Origin of the sequence: Quyinboa sediminis (assembly GCF_042219855.1) — a bacterium.
Classification (GTDB): domain Bacteria; phylum Bacteroidota; class Bacteroidia; order Bacteroidales; family UBA5342; genus JBHJHP01.
In genome coordinates this window covers 76797-95967 of the sequence record NZ_JBHJHP010000002.1, presented here as the reverse complement: position 1 = coordinate 95967, position 19171 = coordinate 76797, and the positions used below count along the sequence as shown (strand labels likewise).

Here is a 19171-nt window from a genome sequence, read left to right as displayed (position 1 = left end):
ATGGAAGAAAATAATAATTCACAAAGGAGACCTTCGGCTGGCGGATCGAGGCCTAAACCCGGAGATAAGATGCCTCCGATGAAACCTAAATTTAATCTTTACTGGATTTATGGTCTGATAGCCATATTTCTTGTTGTATTAAGTGTTTATGGAAATGGATCAGAGGGGAACTCCATGGCTTACGGTACCTTCAAAAATACCATACTTAAAGACAATGCAATTAAAAGGATTGATGTTATTACCAATCAGGATAAAGCAGAAATTTACCTGAAACCGGATAAAATCAGTGATTATATTAAGGATGGAAAAGATGATACGCCCGGGCCGCACTATACGGTTAAAATTCCAAGCGTTGAGATCCTTACAAACGATGTGGATGCTGCCAATGAGCAGAACAAGGATGAAAAGCTTACAGATATTCGTTATGAGGAACGGCCCGAATACTGGGGGAGCTTTCTGAGTTTCCTGCCTTTTGTGGTACTTATTGTATTGTGGTTCTACATCATGCGCCGTATGTCGTCACAGGCCGGAGGAGGTCCCGGTGGTATTTTCAGCGTGGGTAAATCAAAAGCAAAACTGTTTGACAGGGAGTCCAATATAAAAATTAATTTCAACGATGTGGCCGGCCTGGCTGAAGCCAAGCAGGAGGTAGAAGAAATAGTATCCTTCCTCAAAAGCCCTCAGAAATATACGGAACTTGGTGGTAAAATACCAAAAGGTGCCTTGCTTGTAGGCCCTCCCGGAACTGGTAAAACTTTGCTTGCGAGAGCTGTGGCGGGTGAGGCAAATGTACCCTTTTTCTCCCTGTCAGGATCCGATTTTGTGGAGATGTTTGTGGGCGTAGGTGCTTCAAGGGTGCGTGATCTTTTTAAGCAGGCGAAAGAAAAAGCTCCCTGTATCGTATTTATTGATGAGATTGATGCCATTGGACGCGCCAGGGGAAGAACACCAAATATGAGCTCCAATGATGAACGTGAGAATACACTGAATCAGTTACTCACAGAGATGGATGGTTTTGATACCAACAGTGGTGTCATCATCCTTGCAGCAACAAACAGGGCCGACATCCTGGATAAAGCGCTGATGCGTGCCGGACGTTTTGACAGACAGATCCATGTGGAACTGCCTGATCTTAATGAACGAAAGGAAATATTCCAGGTTCATCTTCGTCCTTTAAAAATCGATGAGTCAGTGGATTCTGAGCTGATGGCTAAACAAACACCGGGATTCTCGGGTGCAGACATCGCAAATGTTTGTAACGAAGCCGCACTTATTGCAGCACGTAAGGAGAAAAAAGTGATTGAAAAGCAGGACTTTCTTGATGCAGTTGACCGTATTATCGGTGGCCTTGAAAAGCGGAATAAAATTATCACCATGGATGAGAAGAAAGCCATCGCTTATCATGAAGCGGGCCATGCAACAGTCAGCTGGTTGCTTGAACATGCACATCCACTGGTTAAAGTGACTATTGTTCCCCGAGGAAAAGCTTTAGGTGCTGCATGGTATCTGCCCGAAGAACGGCAGTTAACTACCAAAGAACAACTGCTGGATGAGATGTGCTCTACCTTAGGAGGCCGTGCTGCCGAAGATCTGGTTTTCGGACGGATTTCTTCCGGTGCATTAAATGACCTGGAACGTGTGACCAAATCTGCTTATGGCATGGTTTCTTACCTTGGTATGAGTGATGTGATTGGGAATCTCAGCTACTACGATTCAATGGGTGGCGAATACAATTTTACCAAACCATACAGTGAAAGAACAGCTGAATCAATAGATGTTGAGGTTAAAAAGCTGATTGATGAACAGTATGAAAGAGCTAAGGATATCCTGACCAAAAATAAGGAAGGCCACAGTAAGCTGGCAGAAAAACTTCTGGATAAGGAGGTTATCTTTACGGAAGATATGGTAGAGATCTTCGGTGAGCGTCCATGGAAAAAAGAGTTGGTTAAGCCAGCTTCCCCTGAAAAGAAAATGGATGGTGTGGTTAAAGGAGAAACAAAAACCAAAAAAGCAAAGGCCGACGGGGCAAATAAAAAAGCAGTCAAAGCTAAGGAAGTTAAAGTAGAAGACGTTCCATTGTCAGATAAAAAAGAAGAAGGTAAAGAGAAAACAGCTGAATCCTGATGACATCGCGTGATGCCATATTAAGCAGGATCAGACGGATAGCAACCGGGGATGATCTCTTTGATATCATAGAACCTGAATGGAAGAAAGATGAGTTGGTTCCTGTTGATGAGGATTTGACATCTGAATTTCAAAAACAGATTGAAAAAGTGAGCGGTATCTGTTACAAAATAGATTCACCGGATCAACTGGCGGAGAAAATAGAATTTCACGTAAAAGAAGAGGACATTGATGGTGTTGCCTGTAGTTCTGAAATTATATCATCCATTACCGGAATACAATATAAAGCGTCTGCGGATAATGAGGATGCTTTTGTGGTGCCATGCGAAGCGCTTATAGCCTCAACGGGATCTGTTCTGGTTTCTGCTGTTTCAGGCGGGAACAGACGGAATCATGTTTTCCCTCCGGTTTTGTTCGTCATCGCATCAAACAGTCAGCTGGTTCCATACTTAAAACAGGGAATAGAAGTTCTTAAATCGAAATATAACAAACTGCCTTCAATGGTTTCGCTTATTACCGGACCAAGCAGAACGGCAGATATTGAAAAAACTTTAGTGCTTGGAGCACACGGACCCAAAAAACTAATTGTATTTTTGTTGCCTGAAAATGAAATGTTTTTAAACCATTCAAAACAGGCATAAAAGATGAAAGATTTACTGGTCCGAAGCCTTTCCGGGATCGTATATGTTGCTGTTATATTCTTAGCCACCAGGTACATGATGGTGGGGTATGTTGTATTCCCGTTACTCATGGTCATAGGTATCCGTGAATTTCTAAAAATGGGCGGTGATGATTTCTCTCAAAGCAAATTTGCAACCGTAACTTTTATTGCTGTTTTGCTTTTTACTGCCATGCATTTCATGCGTAAAGATCCGGATATTGTAAGTTTTCTGGCCGGTGGAGCTGGAACAATAGTATTGATGTTGTCGGTTTTTTTATTTACAAAACCAAAACTAAATACAGCCCGATCCTCAATTGGATTCACTATTGTATACCTTGGAATCCCATTTGCCTTAATACCTGTGTGGTACAGCAATCAGTGGGGTTTTACATCCGGTAATCTCCTGTTGCTGTTTGTAATCATCTGGGTAAATGATTCATTCGCATACCTGTTCGGGGTGACTTTCGGAAAGCATAAACTTATGCCATCTGTATCCCCTAAGAAATCCTGGGAAGGACTTATTGGGGGCGCTGCAATGTCGGTTCTTACTGGAATTCTGGTTCACCGATTAAACTGGATAAGCGGTTTTGAATTGGTTGAGTTTGAGATATTTATTTTAATTGCTATAATTGCAGCAAATTTAGGAGACCTTGTTGAGTCAAAGTTCAAAAGAGAAGCCGGAGTTAAAGATTCTGGTCATTTGATTCCGGGACACGGGGGAATTCTGGACAGACTAGACAGTTTTATTTTTGCACTGCCGGCCGTGTCCATGTTGTTAGTATTAATTCAGTGAAGGAATGATTAGGATTCACAAAGAAGGGAGGACAATTTTATTGGTTTTTTTGTTGATCTTATTAATGGTCAACCTGGCGATTGCTATATATTCTGATAACGAGGTCGCTAAATCATTAACCACCACTGCTTCTATTTTATTTTTCATATTTGTTTCTTTGTTCTTTAGAAATCCGAACAGGGATTTTGTTCATCATGAACAGAAGGTTATTGCGCCTGCTGATGGGAGAATTGTTGTTATTGAAGAGGTGTATGAACCGGAATACTTCAGGGATAAGCGCCTGCAGGTATCCATTTTTATGTCTATTTCAAGTGTTCATGTGAACCGATGGCCGATAAACGGACTGGTGCGTTACTACAGACATCATGCCGGAAGGTTTTATGCGGCTTTTCTTCCAAAAGCCAGTACTGAAAATGAGCGATCAACAATTGTACTGGAATTTGAACCTGGAAGGGAAATCATGATCAGACAGATTGCAGGTGCCATGGCCCGACGCATAGTGACCTATGCTGAAGAAGGGGAGTTGGCGGTACAGAATAAAGACATGGGGTTTATTAAGTTCGGTTCACGGGTGGACCTGATTTTACCGGTTGGCACCAGGCTCGATGTTGCTGTTGGCGACCGGGTAAAAGGAGGGATCAGTCAGATCACAAAATTCTGATAAATGTTACGAAAAAGTATTCCCAGCATATTAACCATGTTATCGCTGTTGTCAGGAATTACAGCATTGTTTTTTGTGTTTAATACTGACTTTCAGCACGCAATGATCGCCATATTGGTTGCGGCGTTTTTTGATTTTACGGACGGATTTGCTGCACGGCTTTTAAATGCAACATCTGAATTTGGTGTTCAGCTGGATAGTTTATCTGATATGATAAGTTTTGGTGTTGTCCCGGCTGTTGCTGCCACTGTTTTTACCGCTAGTATTATAGGGCTTCATAATATTGACCAGTTAACTCTGATCAGAACACTTGATCTGGTAATAATAGGTTTGCCGTTACTCATTGGTGTAGGATCGGCTTTGCGACTGGCAAAATTTAATATAGACAAGAATCAGAAATCACATTTTATAGGATTACCGACACCCGCGAATACGCTGTTTGTCTTTTCATTTATTCTGCTCATCAAGGAACAGGGCGCTGTGTTTGAGGGTAACAGTTTGTTTTTGAAAGGATTACTGGTAGTAATATTCCTGTGTTCGGCGGTCATGCTTGTTCTGCCGGTAGATCTATTTGCATTAAAGTTTAAATCGTTTGGATTAAGCAATAACTGGTACCGTTATCTTTTACTCATAACGGGGTTGGTGGCCCTGGTGATTTGGGGTTTGAAGAGTTTTGTGGTAATCATTCCTTTTTACATCATTTTATCCGTGATTTTAAACTTTTTTAGCAAAGAGAAGGTGGGCTAATTGGCTGATTTTTTTGTTTTTGTAAAAAAAATAAGGGTTTACTTTTTGTGCTGTAGGATAAAAGATATATATTTGCATGCTCAAAAATAACAGGAATCTGTAAGTATAACTAAATAAAATTATTAAAGATGACTAAAGCTGATATTGTCAACGAGATTTCAAAAAATACAGGGATTGAGAAGATGACAGTTTTGAAAACTGTAGAGGCTTTTATGGAAACTGTAAAAGGTTCCCTGGCTGATGGAAATAACGTATATTTAAGGGGATTCGGTAGCTTTATCGTTAAGAAAAGAGCTGAGAAAACTGCCCGTAATATTTCAAAAGGTGTTACGATTAAGATTCCTGCTCATTATGTACCATCTTTCAAGCCTGCAAAGACTTTCATTACACAGGTGAAAGATACAGTTAAGTAATATTATTAATCCAGTAAAAGTATAAGCTATGCCTAGCGGGAAAAAGAGGAAAAGACATAAAATGGCTACGCACAAGCGTAAAAAAAGACTTAGAAAAAACAGACATAAGAAGAAGAAATAACTCCTGTTATTTCTCTTATGTGAGATAAAGATCTTAAGAACAAACTTTATGCATAGAGTTTGTTCTTTTTTTAAGTAGTCGAACCATTTGTTAAAACGACTGAAAAAGTAAAACGTGAACAGCGAGCTCATCATTGACGTTTCGTCAAAAGACATATCAATAGCGTTATTAGAAGATAAAAGGCTTGTCGAACTTAGCACCGAACAACGCGATGTAAAATTCTCCGTTGGGGATATACATCTGGGGAAGGTTAAGAAGATCATGCCCGGACTGAATGCTGCTTTTGTTGATGTTGGCTACGAAAAAGATGCATTCCTGCATTATCTGGATCTGGGTCCACAGTTCAGTTCACTGAAAAAATTTATTGCCTTACAGTCGGGGCCTAAAAAAGGGCCTAGCCTGCAAAAGTTCAGAAATGAACAGGATATCGATAAAAACGGATCCATCGGTTCTGTCATGAAAAACGGGATGGAGATTGTGGTTCAGATTGCCAAGGAACCAATTTCAACAAAAGGACCCCGTTTAACTTCAGAACTGTCAATTGCGGGAAGGTATATGGTATTAATGCCGTTTTCGAACCGGATTTCAGTCTCCCAGAAGATCAATTCCGTTGAAGAGAAAAGCCGGTTGAAGAAGCTGGTTCAGAGCATTAAACCAAATAATTTTGGTGTCATCATCAGAACGGTTGCAGAAGGAATAAAGGTAGCCGATCTTGACAAGGAGCTGAAAACGCTTGTGAAACGCTGGGAGGAAACGGTTGAAGTCCTTACAAAAGCTAAATCACCTCAATGCATCTACGAGGAAGTTGGCAGAACTTCGGCAATTCTGAGGGATATTCTTAATCCCGAGTTTTCAAATATTTACATCAACGATAAGGCTGTGTACAATGAGGTAAGAGATTTTGTATCCATTATCTCATCAGGACAGGAAAAAATCGTTAAGTTGTATAAAGGCGATGCGCCTATATTTGACCAGTTCGGCGTCACCAAACAGATCAAATCATCATTTGGTAAAACCGTTTCATTTAAGAATGGTGCATATCTGATTATAGAGCACACCGAGGCACTTCATGTCATTGATGTAAACAGCGGTAACCGGTCCCGGAGCGGACAGAATCAGGAGACCAATGCCCTGGAGGTAAATTTAGCCGCCGCTGACGAAATTGCCCGCCAGTTACGCCTACGTGATATGGGAGGTATTATCGTGGTCGATTTTATTGATATGCATGGTTCCGAACATAAGCAAAAAGTGTTTGAGCGGATTAAAACAGCCATGGCACAGGATCGTACCAAACATCAGATTTTACCACTCAGTAAATTCGGTCTTCTGCAGATAACACGCCAAAGGGTAAGGCCGGAGATGCATAAAGAAACAGATGAAACCTGTCCGAGTTGTTTCGGAAAAGGAGAAATCAGGCCTTCAATTTTGTTTGTGGATCAGTTGGAAGGAAAAATAGATTACCTTGTTAATACCTTAAAGGTTAAGGAGTTTCAGCTTGAGGTCCATCCTTACGTATATGCCTATATAACAAAAGGTTTCTTTTCTGTTTTAAGAAACTGGCGTAAAAAGTACACTTCGCGGATTAAAATAAAATCCATAGAATCGTTCGCATTTCTGCAGTATAAATTCTATGATAAGAACATGGAAGATATAGACCTGAAGGAGGAGATGGATTAGATCCTACAGGTTTGACTCTTTCTTTTTTTCATTGATTAAATCCAGCTGTTTCAGGTTGGAGAGATTCTGTGCAACACTTTTTTTCTGAATCTCTGCCTCCCCGGATAAAAATTCAAGATCTCCGGGTATGGTAAGCTCCTGCCTGAATGTGTCTCTTTCTCCGCTTTTTTTAATCCCGATGAGCGTAATTTCATAAAGCCCTGCAGATTCATAATAATGTATGAGTTCATTGCCTGCAAATCGTTCAATTCCGTCGCCGGTTTTCCAGTAAAACAACATGTATGGATCTTCACTTTCGTGCTGTGTCATATTAATAAATTTTACTGTTTCCTGATCGTTGTACATGTAAGCATTGAAATTGATCTGTCCAACGGCATTGAATAATCCAATGAGAGAGAAAAAAATGGTCAAGTAGAGTTTGTGCATTTTATTTGTGTTAAGTGTTGCTCAAAGATATAAAATGTCATGATTCTTTCCAATGAAAATAAATATAAAATTAACAAAAAATAAATCATCGATGGGTGAATGTATTCTTAGTGTTAAGTTAATGAGACGTAAAGCGATTACTTAATGGATCCGGCCCTTGCTATAAATCGCCTAAAGTTACTACATGTGTGAAGTATGAATAAATGTAAGCAGATGAGCTTGTATACTGTGCGAATCAACCGGAAGTCATGACATATTGATCATGTTAGCCTTATAAACAGATAAAAGTGTTAGCAATAATGCATGAAATTCTACTCTGTATGGCATATGGTTATTTTGAGGTGGCTCAGGATTTCACATAATAAAATTAAACCAGGTGAATAAATAATGGGGTATAATGCGGATTATGTACTATTTTTTTTGAAATAAACTATGAAATTTGTATAAAACAATTCAAATTTTATGTATTTACAAAAAAATATCTATTTTTGCATCCAGATATTAAAATGACATAAATTTAAAGATTATGAAGACAAAATTGGAGTATATCTGGCTTGATGGATACAAGCCAACTCAGTCATTAAGGGCTAAAACAAGAGTTGAAGAGAACTTTAGTGGAAAACTGGAAGATTGTCCGGTATGGTCATTCGATGGTTCATCAACTGAACAGGCTACTGGTGGTTCATCGGACCTTTTGCTTAAGCCGGTTGCTATATGCCCTGATCCCACGCGTAAAAATACGTATGCTGTAATGACTGAGGTGTTGAATGCAGATGGAACTCCTCATGAATCTAATGGTCGTGCTCATATTGATGATGACGATGAAGATTTTTGGTTTGGTTTTGAGCAGGAGTACTTCCTGATGGATCCACAGACGAACAAACCACTTGGATTCCCGGCTGACGGTTATCCGGCTCCTCAGGGACCGTATTATTGTGGTGTCGGTGCACAGAATGCATTTGGTCGTGAAATTGTAGAAGAACATTTTGATGTTTGTTTGGAAGCTGGTCTGAATATTGAAGGTATTAACGCAGAAGTTGCTGCAGGGCAGTGGGAGTTTCAGATTTTTGCAAAAGGAGCTCACAGCGCAGGTGACCAGATCTGGTTAGGTCGCTATTTCCTTGAAAAAATTGCGGAGAAATATGGTGTGGTTGTAAACTGGCATCCAAAACCACTTGGCAAGGAGCTTGACTGGAACGGTTCAGGTATGCATGCTAACTTCTCAAATGGTTTAATGAGAACATGTGGTGATAAAAATGTATTCACTGCAATTTGCGAGGAATTTGGTAAAAACATTAAATCGCATATTGATGTATATGGTGCTTATAACGATCAGCGTCTGACAGGTAAACACGAAACGGCTGCAATTACAGACTTCAGTTATGGCGTTTCTGACCGTGGTGCTTCAATTCGTATTCCTGTTGGAACTATTGAAAACGGATGGAAAGGTCGTCTTGAGGATCGTCGTCCTGCTTCAAATGGTGACCCATATAAAATTGCTGCTGTAATTATTAAAACAACATCAAAGGCAGTGAAAGGATTGTAATAAACGATTCAGATATAAATAAAAAGCTGTCCTTCAGGGCAGCTTTTTTTATATCTGGCTGTATGAATACTGTCTATTCTATGACGGCTGAGTCGCAAATGTAAGTCGGAATAATACCGGAACCACTTATTCTTACACTGGCCATTTCAGGAAGTGTATTTCCGGATAATACAAGAGCAGTATCAAGTCCGAATTTATTGCCCCCGATAATATCGGTGTATAAGGTATCGCCAACCATGAGAATTTCTTTTCGTTTGACCTGGATATCCTGCAGTGCCCTTTCGTAAGCCAGGAGAAACATTTGGGCATCAGGCTTTCCAAACCGAATAAAGTTTTTTCCTATAATATTCTCAACCAGATCAGCCAGGCCTCCTATTGCGACAGAAATTTCATTTCTGCTTACCGGGTAATTAATGTCAGTATTGGCAACAACAACGGTCATATTTTTCTTACGCAACAGGTTTATGGTCTTGTTAATATCCTCGTTCCAGTTAAATCCCTCATCATCAAGAAAGGCAAACGATTCAATTATATCAAGATTATCCATGTCAACTTCCTGAATCGGAATGGTTTTAAGGCCAACAGATTCAATATAGTGTGCCGAAGCTGGTGTGCCCAGATAGGCAACTGCGTGTCCGTTTGTGAGTTTTGTCTTAAAGAACTCCATTGCCAGCATTCCGGATGACAGAATCTTATCAGTTGTAATCTGATTTATTCCCCTGTCCTGATACCATTTGGCCAGATCTTCAGGACTTCTTGAGGAATCGTTGGTGAGGATATAGTAGAAAATCCCTTTTCGTTCAAGATAGTCAAACGTTTTATTTATCTCAGGGATCAGTCCCTTATGATTCTTCAGTACCCCAAAAGCATCAAAAAAGACGGCTTTATAATTTTTTACCACACTGCGGAAACTCTTCGTTCTCATTTGAATTATATTTTCAATGCATTTAATATTTTTTCGACTTTAAAATTGGCATCCATGGCGGGAAAGTAAGTCTGATAAGCCTCATTAATTAATTTTGAAGAGTAAATTTTTCGGAAGAAATAGGGGCCATCTTTAATAACATAGTTTAAGATAAAGAAGCGGTATACTTCTTTGATGAATCTTACCTCAGGCTCCGTTAAGGGAAAAATACGGTGATATTCCTTCAGGAACATCATAAAACGGTCTTCCATCAGGGTATCTACAAGGTAGCTGAAAACGGTACGGTCACCAACATCTGATACCACTCTGCTGAAGAAATAAAAATCCATTACCCTCGATGACATTCTGAACCAGTCATAGTCCCATCGTGAGTAAAACTTGCCATCTCCGGATATAGAGAAATTGCCAATGTTCCAGTCCACAAATACCGGTATGGTTTCAAATCCGGTTGCATAATTCACCTTATCCGCATTGTTCAGGTAATAATCACAATGCTTTTTAATCATGTCCTTATGAACTTCACACATTTCAATTTCATTCCTGCTGATCCTCCTCTGAAGAGCAAGGATATCAGTGACCGTGGTTTTTGACGGATTGGGAAGCTGATTGCATACATTGGTACAAGCCCGATGAAATCGTGCCAGTTCTCTTCCCATTTTTCTGATTTGTTTGTCATCAAGCCTTCTGGGGAGTTTGTGCATGGTGCGGATAGGATTGTAAAAAACAACCCATGCGCTGTGATTTTCCTGATGGAAAAGATAGATGAACAGTTCGTTCTTCTTTACCAGTGACTGGGCAAGAAAGTTTTCGTATGGCCGTTCAAGATTATTTGCAAGATTATTAATGATAATGTGATCTTCCCTGAAATCCTCAAATTTGCCGTAGTCAGAGAGTTTGGCAAATACAGGTTCACGGTTATAAAACGATATTTTATATACCTGGTTTGTCGATACATAGGCACTGACGTCATAAACACCACGTATTTCGTGACGGTCATCAAATTCGCGCCAGGCATGTTTTATAATTTGAATGTAGTCTATCTTCCGCATGAATTTTAATTAAATAATCTCAAAATAGCGTTTTAATTCCCAGTCTGTAACCTGGTTCATGAACTGACGCCATTCCCATATCCGGGTTTTCGTAAAATGGTTGACAAAAGCTTCTCCAAAAAGTTCTTTTGCTATCGGTGAAGCCGCCATTTGAACTGTTGCATCCAATAAATTATCGGGTAATTTCACCCTTTTCTTATCCTGATATGCATTGCCATCTGAGGGTGGAATGTCAAGTTTAAGTTTGTGTTTAATGCCATACAGGCCGGAAGCCAGTGCTGCAGCAAATGCCAGGTATGCATTGGTGTCTGCGCCGGGAACGCGGGATTCAATTCTTGTGTTTTTATCATTTACTCTAATGACCCGAATTGCAGCTGTTCTGTTATCCATTCCCCAGGTCACGGTTGACGGAGCCCAGTCACCATGCCCGATTCTTTTGTAGCTGTTTATGGTTGGTGCAAACATGGGCAGGATATCCGGCAGGCATGTGAGTTGACCGGCGATATAGTATTCCAGAATTTCACTCATCTTATCTGATCCTTTATCGAAGGCAAACAGATTTTTTCCGCCATAATTGTCCCACAGACTTTGATGAATATGTCCACCGGATCCCGGTAATTTAATATTCCACTTTGCCATAAACGTTGCGGTCATATTATGACGGTAAGCAATCTCTTTAACAGCTGTTTTGAACAGAATGGCTTTATCTGCTGCCGGAAGGATATCATCATATATTATGGCTGCTTCATATACTCCGGGGCCGGTTTCGGTATGAATGCCCTCAAGCGGGATGTTAAACGCTTCAAGCATCTCGAATAAATCATTGCAGTAGGACTGATTCAGTGAAGTTCGTAAAAGTGAATATCCAAACATCCCGGGAGTAACCGGTTCCGGTACGTGAAATTCATTGGATGACATGTCACCGGGTTTTCCTTTAAAATTGAACCATTCAAATTCCTGGGAAAATCGGGCTTTAAATCCCATGGACTCGCAATCTGCATTAATTTTTTTGAGCAGGCTTCTGGGGCATGTGCTTTCCGCGTATTTTTTATCTTCACTGAAATCGGCAAGGAAAAAGGGAGTTCCGTTTTCCCACGGAATCCTGCGAAAGGTAGAAACATCCAGAACAGCTTTTGCGTCAGGATATCCACTATGCCATCCGGTAACCTCAGTATTATCATAACAGACGTCTCCTGAGTCCCATCCAAAAATGACATCACACAATCCAAGCGTTTTGTCCAGTGTGTCCAGAAATTTATGCTTGTGAATGTATTTACCCCGTAAAATACCATCGATGTCAGCAACAGCAATTTTTACTTTCGATTCATTTGAATCTTTTAAAAATTGTATGATCTCTTCTTTATGCATAAACAACTATTATATGAAGAAAGTGTAATTGGTGTTTCACTCAAACTAACACGTATAAAAATACCTCTTTGCCCTGAAAGTATTCACAAAATATGGAATCATCAAACAAAATTACATATTTTCATAATCACAGCTCAAATTTCCCGATTTAATCCGTAATCATGGGAGACAAAAATATTCGTCCGGATACATGATTTAAGTGTGAGTGTGTTGTGTGAACAGGGGTGGTGCTGAGAAAATATATTTATTTTTAAAATGTAGTCTGTAAAATGAGGGGGTGGATTGAAAAAATATTGTATTTTTGCATCCGAATTGCACCTTGTAAGTGGGGTGTGCTTCGTCCCCTTAAATAAATTAGATTATCAACTTAATAAAAAAACTATGGCAGTTTTAAGATTTCAGGCTTTGGATGAGTTATTCAGACGACAGCCTATGGATGTAAAATTTCCATCCAATAAAGTTACAGATTATTACGGTGAATATGTCTTCAATCTGGAGTCGATGCGTAAGCATTTGCCAAAAGATGCGCTTAGGGCAGTGATGGCAGCTATCGATAAAGGTGAACCCATTGAACGCAAAATGGCTGATGCAGTTGCGGCAGGCATGAAAGGTTGGGCTATTGAAAAGGGTGCAACCCATTATACACACTGGTTTCAACCCCTTACGGATGGTACCGCTGAAAAGCATGATGGATTTATAGAGTTCGGTGATGGTGGTGAGATGATAGAAAACTTCAGTGGAAAACTCCTCGCTCAGCAGGAACCTGATGCTTCATCATTTCCATCAGGAGGTATCCGTCAGACATTTGAAGCCAGAGGTTATACGGCCTGGGACGTTTCATCACCTGCTTTTATTGTAGGAACAACTTTGTGTATACCTACTATATTTATATCATATACCGGCGAAGCTCTGGATTATAAAACGCCACTGCTGAAAGCCCTGGCCAGAGTAGATAAAGCAGCGCTTGATATCTGTCAGTTTTTCGATAAAAATGTCACCAAGGTCAATTCTAACCTGGGATGGGAGCAGGAATACTTTTTGATTGATGAGGCTCTTTATAATGCAAGACCCGACCTGGTGCTGACCGGCAGAACGCTGATGGGGCATTCCTCATCCAAGGATCAGCAGCTGGATGACCATTATTTCGGATCAATACCTGAAAGGGTGGCAAAATTTATGATGGCTGTTGAAATTGAAGCACATCAACTGGGTATACCCGTAAAAACAAGACATAACGAGGTGGCTCCAAACCAGTTTGAGGTAGCCCCTATATTTGAAGAAACAAACCTTGCAAACGATCATAATCAGCTTCTGATGGACATCATGAAGAAGGTTGCAAGAAGACACCAGTTCCAGGTGTTGTTTCATGAAAAGCCATTTAAAGGCATAAACGGATCCGGAAAACATAACAACTGGTCCCTGTCTACCGATACCGGTGTAAACCTGTTCTCTCCAGGTAAAAACCCCAAAGGTAACATGCAGTTTCTTGCTTTTCTGGTAAATACAATGGCTGCGGTATATAAGAATCAGGATTTGTTACGTGCATCTATTTTGAACGCGGCTAACAGTCACCGTTTAGGAGCCAATGAAGCACCTCCTGCTATATTATCCGTATTTACCGGTTCTCAGATTGCCGGCATGCTCGAAGATCTGGAAGAAAAAGTGTCCAATAAAAAAATGTCGCCTGAAGAAAAAACAGCGTTAAAGCTTGGCATCGGTCGGATTCCGGAAATTCTTCTGGATAATACAGATCGCAACAGAACATCACCATTTGCCTTTACGGGAAACCGTTTTGAGTTCAGAGCTGTTGGATCATCCGCAAACTGTGCAACTGCAATGACTGCACTAAATGCAGCTGTAGCGGTTCAGCTGGAAGAATTCAAAAGAGATGTGAACAAGCTTATCGACAAGGGAACAAAAAAAGACGAAGCCATCCTGCAGATGATTAAAAAACTGATTCTGGAATCAAAGCCAATTCAGTTTAACGGAGACGGCTATTCTGAATCTTGGTTGAAAGAAGCAAAGAAAAGAGGACTGACAAACATAACAAGTGTTCCCGAATCACTTATGACCTATCTCTCCGAACAGAGTAAAAAAGTACTCGTTGGAGGTGGCATTATGAGTGAAAAAGAGTTGGAAGCACGTGTGGATGTTGAAATGGAAAAATATACCAAAAAGATACAGATTGAGGCAAGGGTACTGGGCGATTTGGCTGCAAACCATATTGTTCCAACAGCTATTGCATACCAAAGTAGTCTGATTGAAAATGTTAAGGGGCTGAAAGATATCTTTGATCCCCAGGAATTTGCAACACTGGCTGGTTCCAGAAAAGAACTGATAAAGGAGATTTCTGTACACATTTCCACCATAAAGGCTGAGGTCAAAAACATGATTGATGCCCGGAAAAAATGTAATGCTATCACGGATGAAAAAGAGAAAGCATTTTCTTATGACAAAGAAGTAAGACCATATCTTGATCTGATTCGCTATCACATCGATAAGCTCGAGCTGATAGTGGATAACGAGATGTGGCCCTTACCAAAATACCGTGAACTTTTGTTCGCGCGATAGTGATCCGTTAGGTTCATAATCTTTATTTTAGGGGCGAAAGCAGGTTCTTTTTTGAGCCTGCTTTTTTTTTTAATTATTTTTAATACCTTTGTGTTTTATAACAATGTTGTAAAGCAGTAAAATGGCAGAGAGAAGCATTTTACATGAAGCTTCAATTTCATTAGTGAAGCAACTATGGGAGTTATTGAATGAAGAACAGAAAGTCTTCGTCAGCGAAAACTATCAGGTTCATCATTTTAAGAAAAATCAGATTATCTATAAAGAAGGTGAACTTCCCGATTATTTGCTTTGTCTTGTAAAAGGGAAAGTGAAGATTTTCAAGGAAGGTGTTGGAGGACGTGGACAGATTGTTCGGATGGTTAAAGCCCCGGGCATATTTGGAAAACGTGCGTTGTTTGCTGATGAAGAGTATACAACAAGCAGCATCTGTATTGAAGAGTCTGTCATTATCACTATACATAAAGATATTCTGATGGAAGTTCTGCATCATAATGTGGAACTGTCATTATTCTTCCTGAAAAGTTTAGCCAAAGAGTTAGGATTCTCGAACAACCTGACCGTGTCGTTAACCCAAAAGCATATCCGGGGGAGACTTGCGGAAGCCCTTTTGTTTCTGAAAGAAACGTACGGTCTTGAAAGCGATGGGGTGACCCTCAATATTTACCTTTCAAGAGAAGATCTTGCAAATCTGTCCAATATGACCACTTCTAATGCCATTCGAACCTTATCTAATTTTGCAACAGAAAAGGTCATTTCAGTGGACGGTAGAAAGGTTAAGATCTTAAATGACGAAGCATTGAAACGAATCAGTAATTTAGGATAAGATAAAGGAGGCACGAGCCTCCTTTTTTGTTGTTGTTATTTCAGGAATATTCCGGCCCTGAACCCGATGGTTGGAAGAAAACCTGAATATCCCGGATCGAAGACTGTTTCACTCCAGAATTTATCGTCAGATTTATCCTTGTCAAAGTCGCTTAACCGGAAACCCCAGCCAATGTACATATCAAAAAAGAACCGGTCCACAGTACCCTGGTATCCAATTAGCAGGTCATATCCAAACTGATTGAATTTTTTGCTGACTTCCTGATTCACCAGTTCCGAATAGGTGTTTCCAAGTTCCATATACGATATCCATTCATCACCCCAGTATTGCAAATTAAAATACTTATATACTAACCCCGCCCCAATGTAAGGTCCTTCCGGTTTTTCATTTTGCGAAAATATATACCTGTAGTTGACATTCATGCCTAAACCCTTCATGTCTGTGCTCTCAGGATAAAACAAGGTATAATTCTCATTATAATACATCTGAGGTGCCAGGGTGAGGTATTGATTTTGTTTGAGCTTAAGATCAAAGTCAATCCGCATCCCGCTTACGATAGCATATTGCGGCACAAGGCCAATGCTGAATTTCCACTCTGGTTCAGCATTTACATTTTCGTTTTTCTGTTGTGCCATTGCAGGCAGAACAGCAAGGCAGAATGCTATGGAAATAATTATGGTTTTCATATGTTTTTACTTAGTTTGTGAGTATTGAGCTTATTAAAGTAAGATTGTCATTTTCGTATAAATATTGCCTCAGGCCATCTGTGCTGATCAGAATAAGAAGACCGTTATAGGGAATAACATCATAAGCGCCGTTTATATCTGTAAAGGTATTGATGTGTACCAGGTCGGTTGCGGAATTCTTTTTAAATACTTTAAGTCCGTTATCGCAAACAAACAGCAGGCCATCATCGGTGCCGAGTCCCTTAGGATTGTTCATATTGTATGTTCTTTCCAGTTTTGGATTTGTGATGTTGCTGATATTGATAACCTGCAGCTGATTAACCGATCTGTTGCACCAGTTACTGCCCGAGCTTAGTGTGACGTAGGCATAGTTCCCACTGACAACTACCGGATCACAACTGACGACATGTTCATACTTCGAGGTGTATTGTGGCTGATCAGGATTTGATATGTCAATGATGTGCATTCCGGTTGTGGTTCCCAGGAAGAGTTTATTATGGTATGGGAAAATAGTCTCAATTCCTCCGGACCAGTCCATCTGCCAGCTCGATTTTAAGGTTATTTTATTCCGGTCAGTTAAGTCAAACGTCTTAAGTGTGTATCCATCAACAGTATACAGTTGGTCTCCCACAATGGTAAAACGTGCCATACTACCACCTGTTCCGCTTCCGTTTAAACCTTCAGCCATCGTGTCAGTACGGTTGTACGTAAAGTTAATATCACTGTTTTCGCATGACCCGAATATCAGTATCAGTATCATGCCGGTATAGATTAATCCTGTTTTCATGATTCGCGTTTTATCCAGTTAACAATGATGGTATTTGCCGGACGGTTTTCTTTCCTGAAATCATCGGGAATATACCGGAGTTCGGGATGTGTGAGTTCAGGGAATACATTTTTCACACGGTTTACAACCGTAGCGTTCTTCACGTCTGATATATTTACCGACACCAGATCCACTGCATTATCCGCAAACAACAGATTGTTCTTTACGGCAACATCAACCACTCCGGGAATGGTAATGAAAGCCAGACTTACAGGATGTGAAGGATCATAATCGTTTATGATATGCACACCTTTAAACTTCTCAACAATGAACAGCAATGAATCCTTAATATATATCTTACCGGGGTTTTCCATTGCAACCGGATCAACTGAATGGATTGATTTTTCCAGATTGGATCGTTCCATCAGTACAGGGGAATATGCGTTGTAATACGATAAATCGTCCACAGAGAATCCCCATAACGTAGTTATCACTACGAGCAGCAAAACAATTTTTCTCATGTTTTAAAAATTACGGTTTAATAAATACTTTTTTCCCTCCTCCTATTTCAAAACCAAGTTTGAATGAAAGGTAGTTAAGTTCAGTGACATCATTCGGGACCAGGTTGTATTCTATACCAAAACGAATATGCTCAACACTAAAGCCAATACGCAGCATAGCTCCGGGTAATAAAAGCGTTTCATCGTTATTGATAAATACATTCTGCTCCTTCAGCGATGCATAATACAAACCAAGACCGACTCCGGCAAATGGCCTTAGTTTATGGGTGTTGAAGTAATAATCACATGTTCCTGTAAAGGATGATATGTAGCCATCACTTTCTATATTTTTCCAGTAGAGATTATCGTTTAATGGAGAATTAATGATAGACTGGTCTTTCTGTGAAAAGTACACATATTCATAACGGCCTCCAATAGTAATTCTGTTCGTCAGGTTCAGTTTTAATTCGGCATAAGGTGTAATGAATCCGGCATGCGGACCGGTCAGTTCACCGAACGCCATTCCAACGTCCAGTTTCAATGGCTTGTAAATAAGTTGCGCCTGAACCGGAAGAATAACGGATAACAAAAATATGATATGGAATAGTCTTTTAACCATATTATTTTACTATAAATGTGTATACCGCATCATCGTAAATGCTGGTATTCGCAAAATCCTTATTCTCATATGAATTTACGTTGTCAGGAATTGAAAAGTGGTACTCAATAAATGCTTTATATTCAAAATCTTTCTTATTCTCGTTGTAATAAAAGCCCATGTCATACCAGTAATTTTCACAGTCGGTTATACAGGGATTGTTTAACTGCTCAGCATCTTCTGGATTGGGGTAGTTGACAAAGTTGATGGAATACTTCCCGATGTCCGGAAACTGCAGGCCGACTTCAAGATCGGGCAGTTTGTCCGGATAGCCGAATGCTACGGTGATAAGATCACCTGTTTTAGAAACCAGTTGTCCCGATTTAACGATCATATTATAGGCCGGAGAGGTATTCTCTATCAGGTCTGTAATCTGAAACTGGCAAATTAACCGGGCATCATCCAAAGGAATATAGACGCCCTGTTCTGATATCTTATCGGTGAAAAGCTGACTGTTGATTTTCAGTTTCAGCCAAAGTGTATCACCATACGAAAGATTCCCTTCAGGTAATACTGATACATACTGATCAAAAACCATTTCATTATCCGATGGGATCACATCGTACATCGTGCCTTCCTGAGAGAGATCACTTTGGGCGCAGGATAAAAATCCCAGTACCATGATTATGTTTATGTAAATAAGAACGTGTTTCATT

General features: G+C 40.1%; 19 protein-coding genes. 10 read left to right on the top strand and 9 right to left on the bottom strand.

Annotated elements, in window-relative coordinates; translation table 11 throughout:
* From ftsH to ACE1EF_RS05635, 7 genes are all read left to right on the top strand, one after another.
* Positions 1 to 2124, top strand: coding sequence for an ATP-dependent zinc metalloprotease FtsH (gene ftsH / locus ACE1EF_RS05665; protein ID WP_375719656.1), 2124 nt, complete (start codon positions 1 to 3; stop codon positions 2122 to 2124).
* Positions 2124 to 2765 carry a LutC/YkgG family protein gene (locus ACE1EF_RS05660; RefSeq protein WP_375719655.1) on the top strand — a complete coding sequence of 214 codons (642 nt, stop codon included), beginning with the start codon at positions 2124 to 2126 and terminating at the stop codon, positions 2763 to 2765. Before ftsH ends, ACE1EF_RS05660 begins: the two co-directional genes overlap by 1 nt.
* Before the next feature lie 3 nt (positions 2766 to 2768).
* Positions 2769 to 3578, top strand: coding sequence for a phosphatidate cytidylyltransferase (locus tag ACE1EF_RS05655; protein WP_375719654.1), 810 nt, complete (start codon positions 2769 to 2771; stop codon positions 3576 to 3578).
* Positions 3579 to 3582: 4 nt separating this feature from the next.
* Positions 3583 to 4239, top strand: a complete 657-nt coding sequence (locus tag ACE1EF_RS05650) for a phosphatidylserine decarboxylase family protein (RefSeq protein WP_375719653.1) — start codon at positions 3583 to 3585, stop codon at positions 4237 to 4239.
* A gap of 3 nt (positions 4240 to 4242) precedes the next feature.
* Positions 4243 to 4986: a CDP-alcohol phosphatidyltransferase family protein gene (locus tag ACE1EF_RS05645; RefSeq protein WP_375719652.1), complete on the top strand. Its 744-nt coding sequence runs from the start codon at positions 4243 to 4245 to the stop codon at positions 4984 to 4986.
* Between the two features lie 128 nt (positions 4987 to 5114).
* The gene (locus ACE1EF_RS05640; protein ID WP_375719651.1) at positions 5115 to 5399 is read left to right on the top strand and encodes an HU family DNA-binding protein; all 285 of its coding nucleotides are present in this window, start codon (positions 5115 to 5117) and stop codon (positions 5397 to 5399) included.
* 235 nt (positions 5400 to 5634) lie between these two features.
* The gene (locus tag ACE1EF_RS05635; RefSeq protein WP_375719650.1) at positions 5635 to 7197 is read left to right on the top strand and encodes an Rne/Rng family ribonuclease; all 1563 of its coding nucleotides are present in this window, start codon (positions 5635 to 5637) and stop codon (positions 7195 to 7197) included.
* A 3-nt stretch (positions 7198 to 7200) separates the two neighbouring features.
* On the opposite strand, the gene ACE1EF_RS05630 is transcribed toward ACE1EF_RS05635, so the two are convergent.
* Positions 7201 to 7623 carry a hypothetical protein gene (locus tag ACE1EF_RS05630; protein WP_375719649.1) on the bottom strand — a complete coding sequence of 141 codons (423 nt, stop codon included), beginning with the start codon at positions 7621 to 7623 and terminating at the stop codon, positions 7201 to 7203.
* A 526-nt stretch (positions 7624 to 8149) separates the two neighbouring features.
* Here ACE1EF_RS05630 and ACE1EF_RS05625 point away from each other — a divergent pair.
* Positions 8150 to 9169: a glutamine synthetase beta-grasp domain-containing protein gene (locus ACE1EF_RS05625; RefSeq protein ID WP_375719648.1), complete on the top strand. Its 1020-nt coding sequence runs from the start codon at positions 8150 to 8152 to the stop codon at positions 9167 to 9169.
* Positions 9170 to 9242: 73 nt separating this feature from the next.
* On the opposite strand, the gene ACE1EF_RS05620 is transcribed toward ACE1EF_RS05625, so the two are convergent.
* Genes ACE1EF_RS05620 through ACE1EF_RS05610 form a run of 3 tightly spaced genes read right to left on the bottom strand, consistent with a single transcriptional unit; the run spans position 9243 to position 12511 of the window.
* On the bottom strand, positions 9243 to 10094 hold the full coding sequence (locus ACE1EF_RS05620) for an HAD-IIA family hydrolase (RefSeq protein WP_375719647.1): 852 nt from the start codon (positions 10092 to 10094) through the stop codon (positions 9243 to 9245).
* Between the two features lie 5 nt (positions 10095 to 10099).
* Complete coding sequence (locus ACE1EF_RS05615) at positions 10100 to 11143, bottom strand: hypothetical protein (RefSeq protein WP_375719646.1); 1044 nt, start codon at positions 11141 to 11143, stop codon at positions 10100 to 10102.
* A 9-nt stretch (positions 11144 to 11152) separates the two neighbouring features.
* On the bottom strand, positions 11153 to 12511 hold the full coding sequence (locus ACE1EF_RS05610) for a glutamine synthetase family protein (protein ID WP_375719645.1): 1359 nt from the start codon (positions 12509 to 12511) through the stop codon (positions 11153 to 11155).
* 381 nt (positions 12512 to 12892) lie between these two features.
* On the opposite strand from ACE1EF_RS05610, the gene ACE1EF_RS05605 reads away from it, so the two are divergent.
* The gene (locus ACE1EF_RS05605; RefSeq protein WP_375719644.1) at positions 12893 to 15082 is read left to right on the top strand and encodes a glutamine synthetase III family protein; all 2190 of its coding nucleotides are present in this window, start codon (positions 12893 to 12895) and stop codon (positions 15080 to 15082) included.
* Positions 15083 to 15203: 121 nt separating this feature from the next.
* On the top strand, positions 15204 to 15905 hold the full coding sequence (locus ACE1EF_RS05600) for a Crp/Fnr family transcriptional regulator (RefSeq protein ID WP_375719643.1): 702 nt from the start codon (positions 15204 to 15206) through the stop codon (positions 15903 to 15905).
* A gap of 35 nt (positions 15906 to 15940) precedes the next feature.
* Here ACE1EF_RS05600 and ACE1EF_RS05595 read toward each other — a convergent pair whose 3' ends face one another.
* The 5 genes from ACE1EF_RS05595 to ACE1EF_RS05575 are packed head-to-tail and all read right to left on the bottom strand — an operon-like array spanning position 15941 to position 19170.
* Positions 15941 to 16591, bottom strand: coding sequence for a hypothetical protein (locus ACE1EF_RS05595; RefSeq protein ID WP_375719642.1), 651 nt, complete (start codon positions 16589 to 16591; stop codon positions 15941 to 15943).
* A 10-nt stretch (positions 16592 to 16601) separates the two neighbouring features.
* Positions 16602 to 17378, bottom strand: coding sequence for an LVIVD repeat-containing protein (locus ACE1EF_RS05590; protein ID WP_375719641.1), 777 nt, complete (start codon positions 17376 to 17378; stop codon positions 16602 to 16604).
* Positions 17375 to 17878 carry an LVIVD repeat-containing protein gene (locus tag ACE1EF_RS05585; RefSeq protein ID WP_375719640.1) on the bottom strand — a complete coding sequence of 168 codons (504 nt, stop codon included), beginning with the start codon at positions 17876 to 17878 and terminating at the stop codon, positions 17375 to 17377. Before ACE1EF_RS05585 ends, ACE1EF_RS05590 begins: the two co-directional genes overlap by 4 nt.
* A gap of 10 nt (positions 17879 to 17888) precedes the next feature.
* Positions 17889 to 18476 carry a hypothetical protein gene (locus ACE1EF_RS05580; RefSeq protein WP_375719639.1) on the bottom strand — a complete coding sequence of 196 codons (588 nt, stop codon included), beginning with the start codon at positions 18474 to 18476 and terminating at the stop codon, positions 17889 to 17891.
* A 1-nt stretch (position 18477) separates the two neighbouring features.
* Entirely contained in the window at positions 18478 to 19170 is a 693-nt protein-coding gene (locus tag ACE1EF_RS05575) for a hypothetical protein (protein WP_375719638.1), read from the bottom strand.
* Between the last annotated feature and the right edge of the window lies 1 nt (position 19171).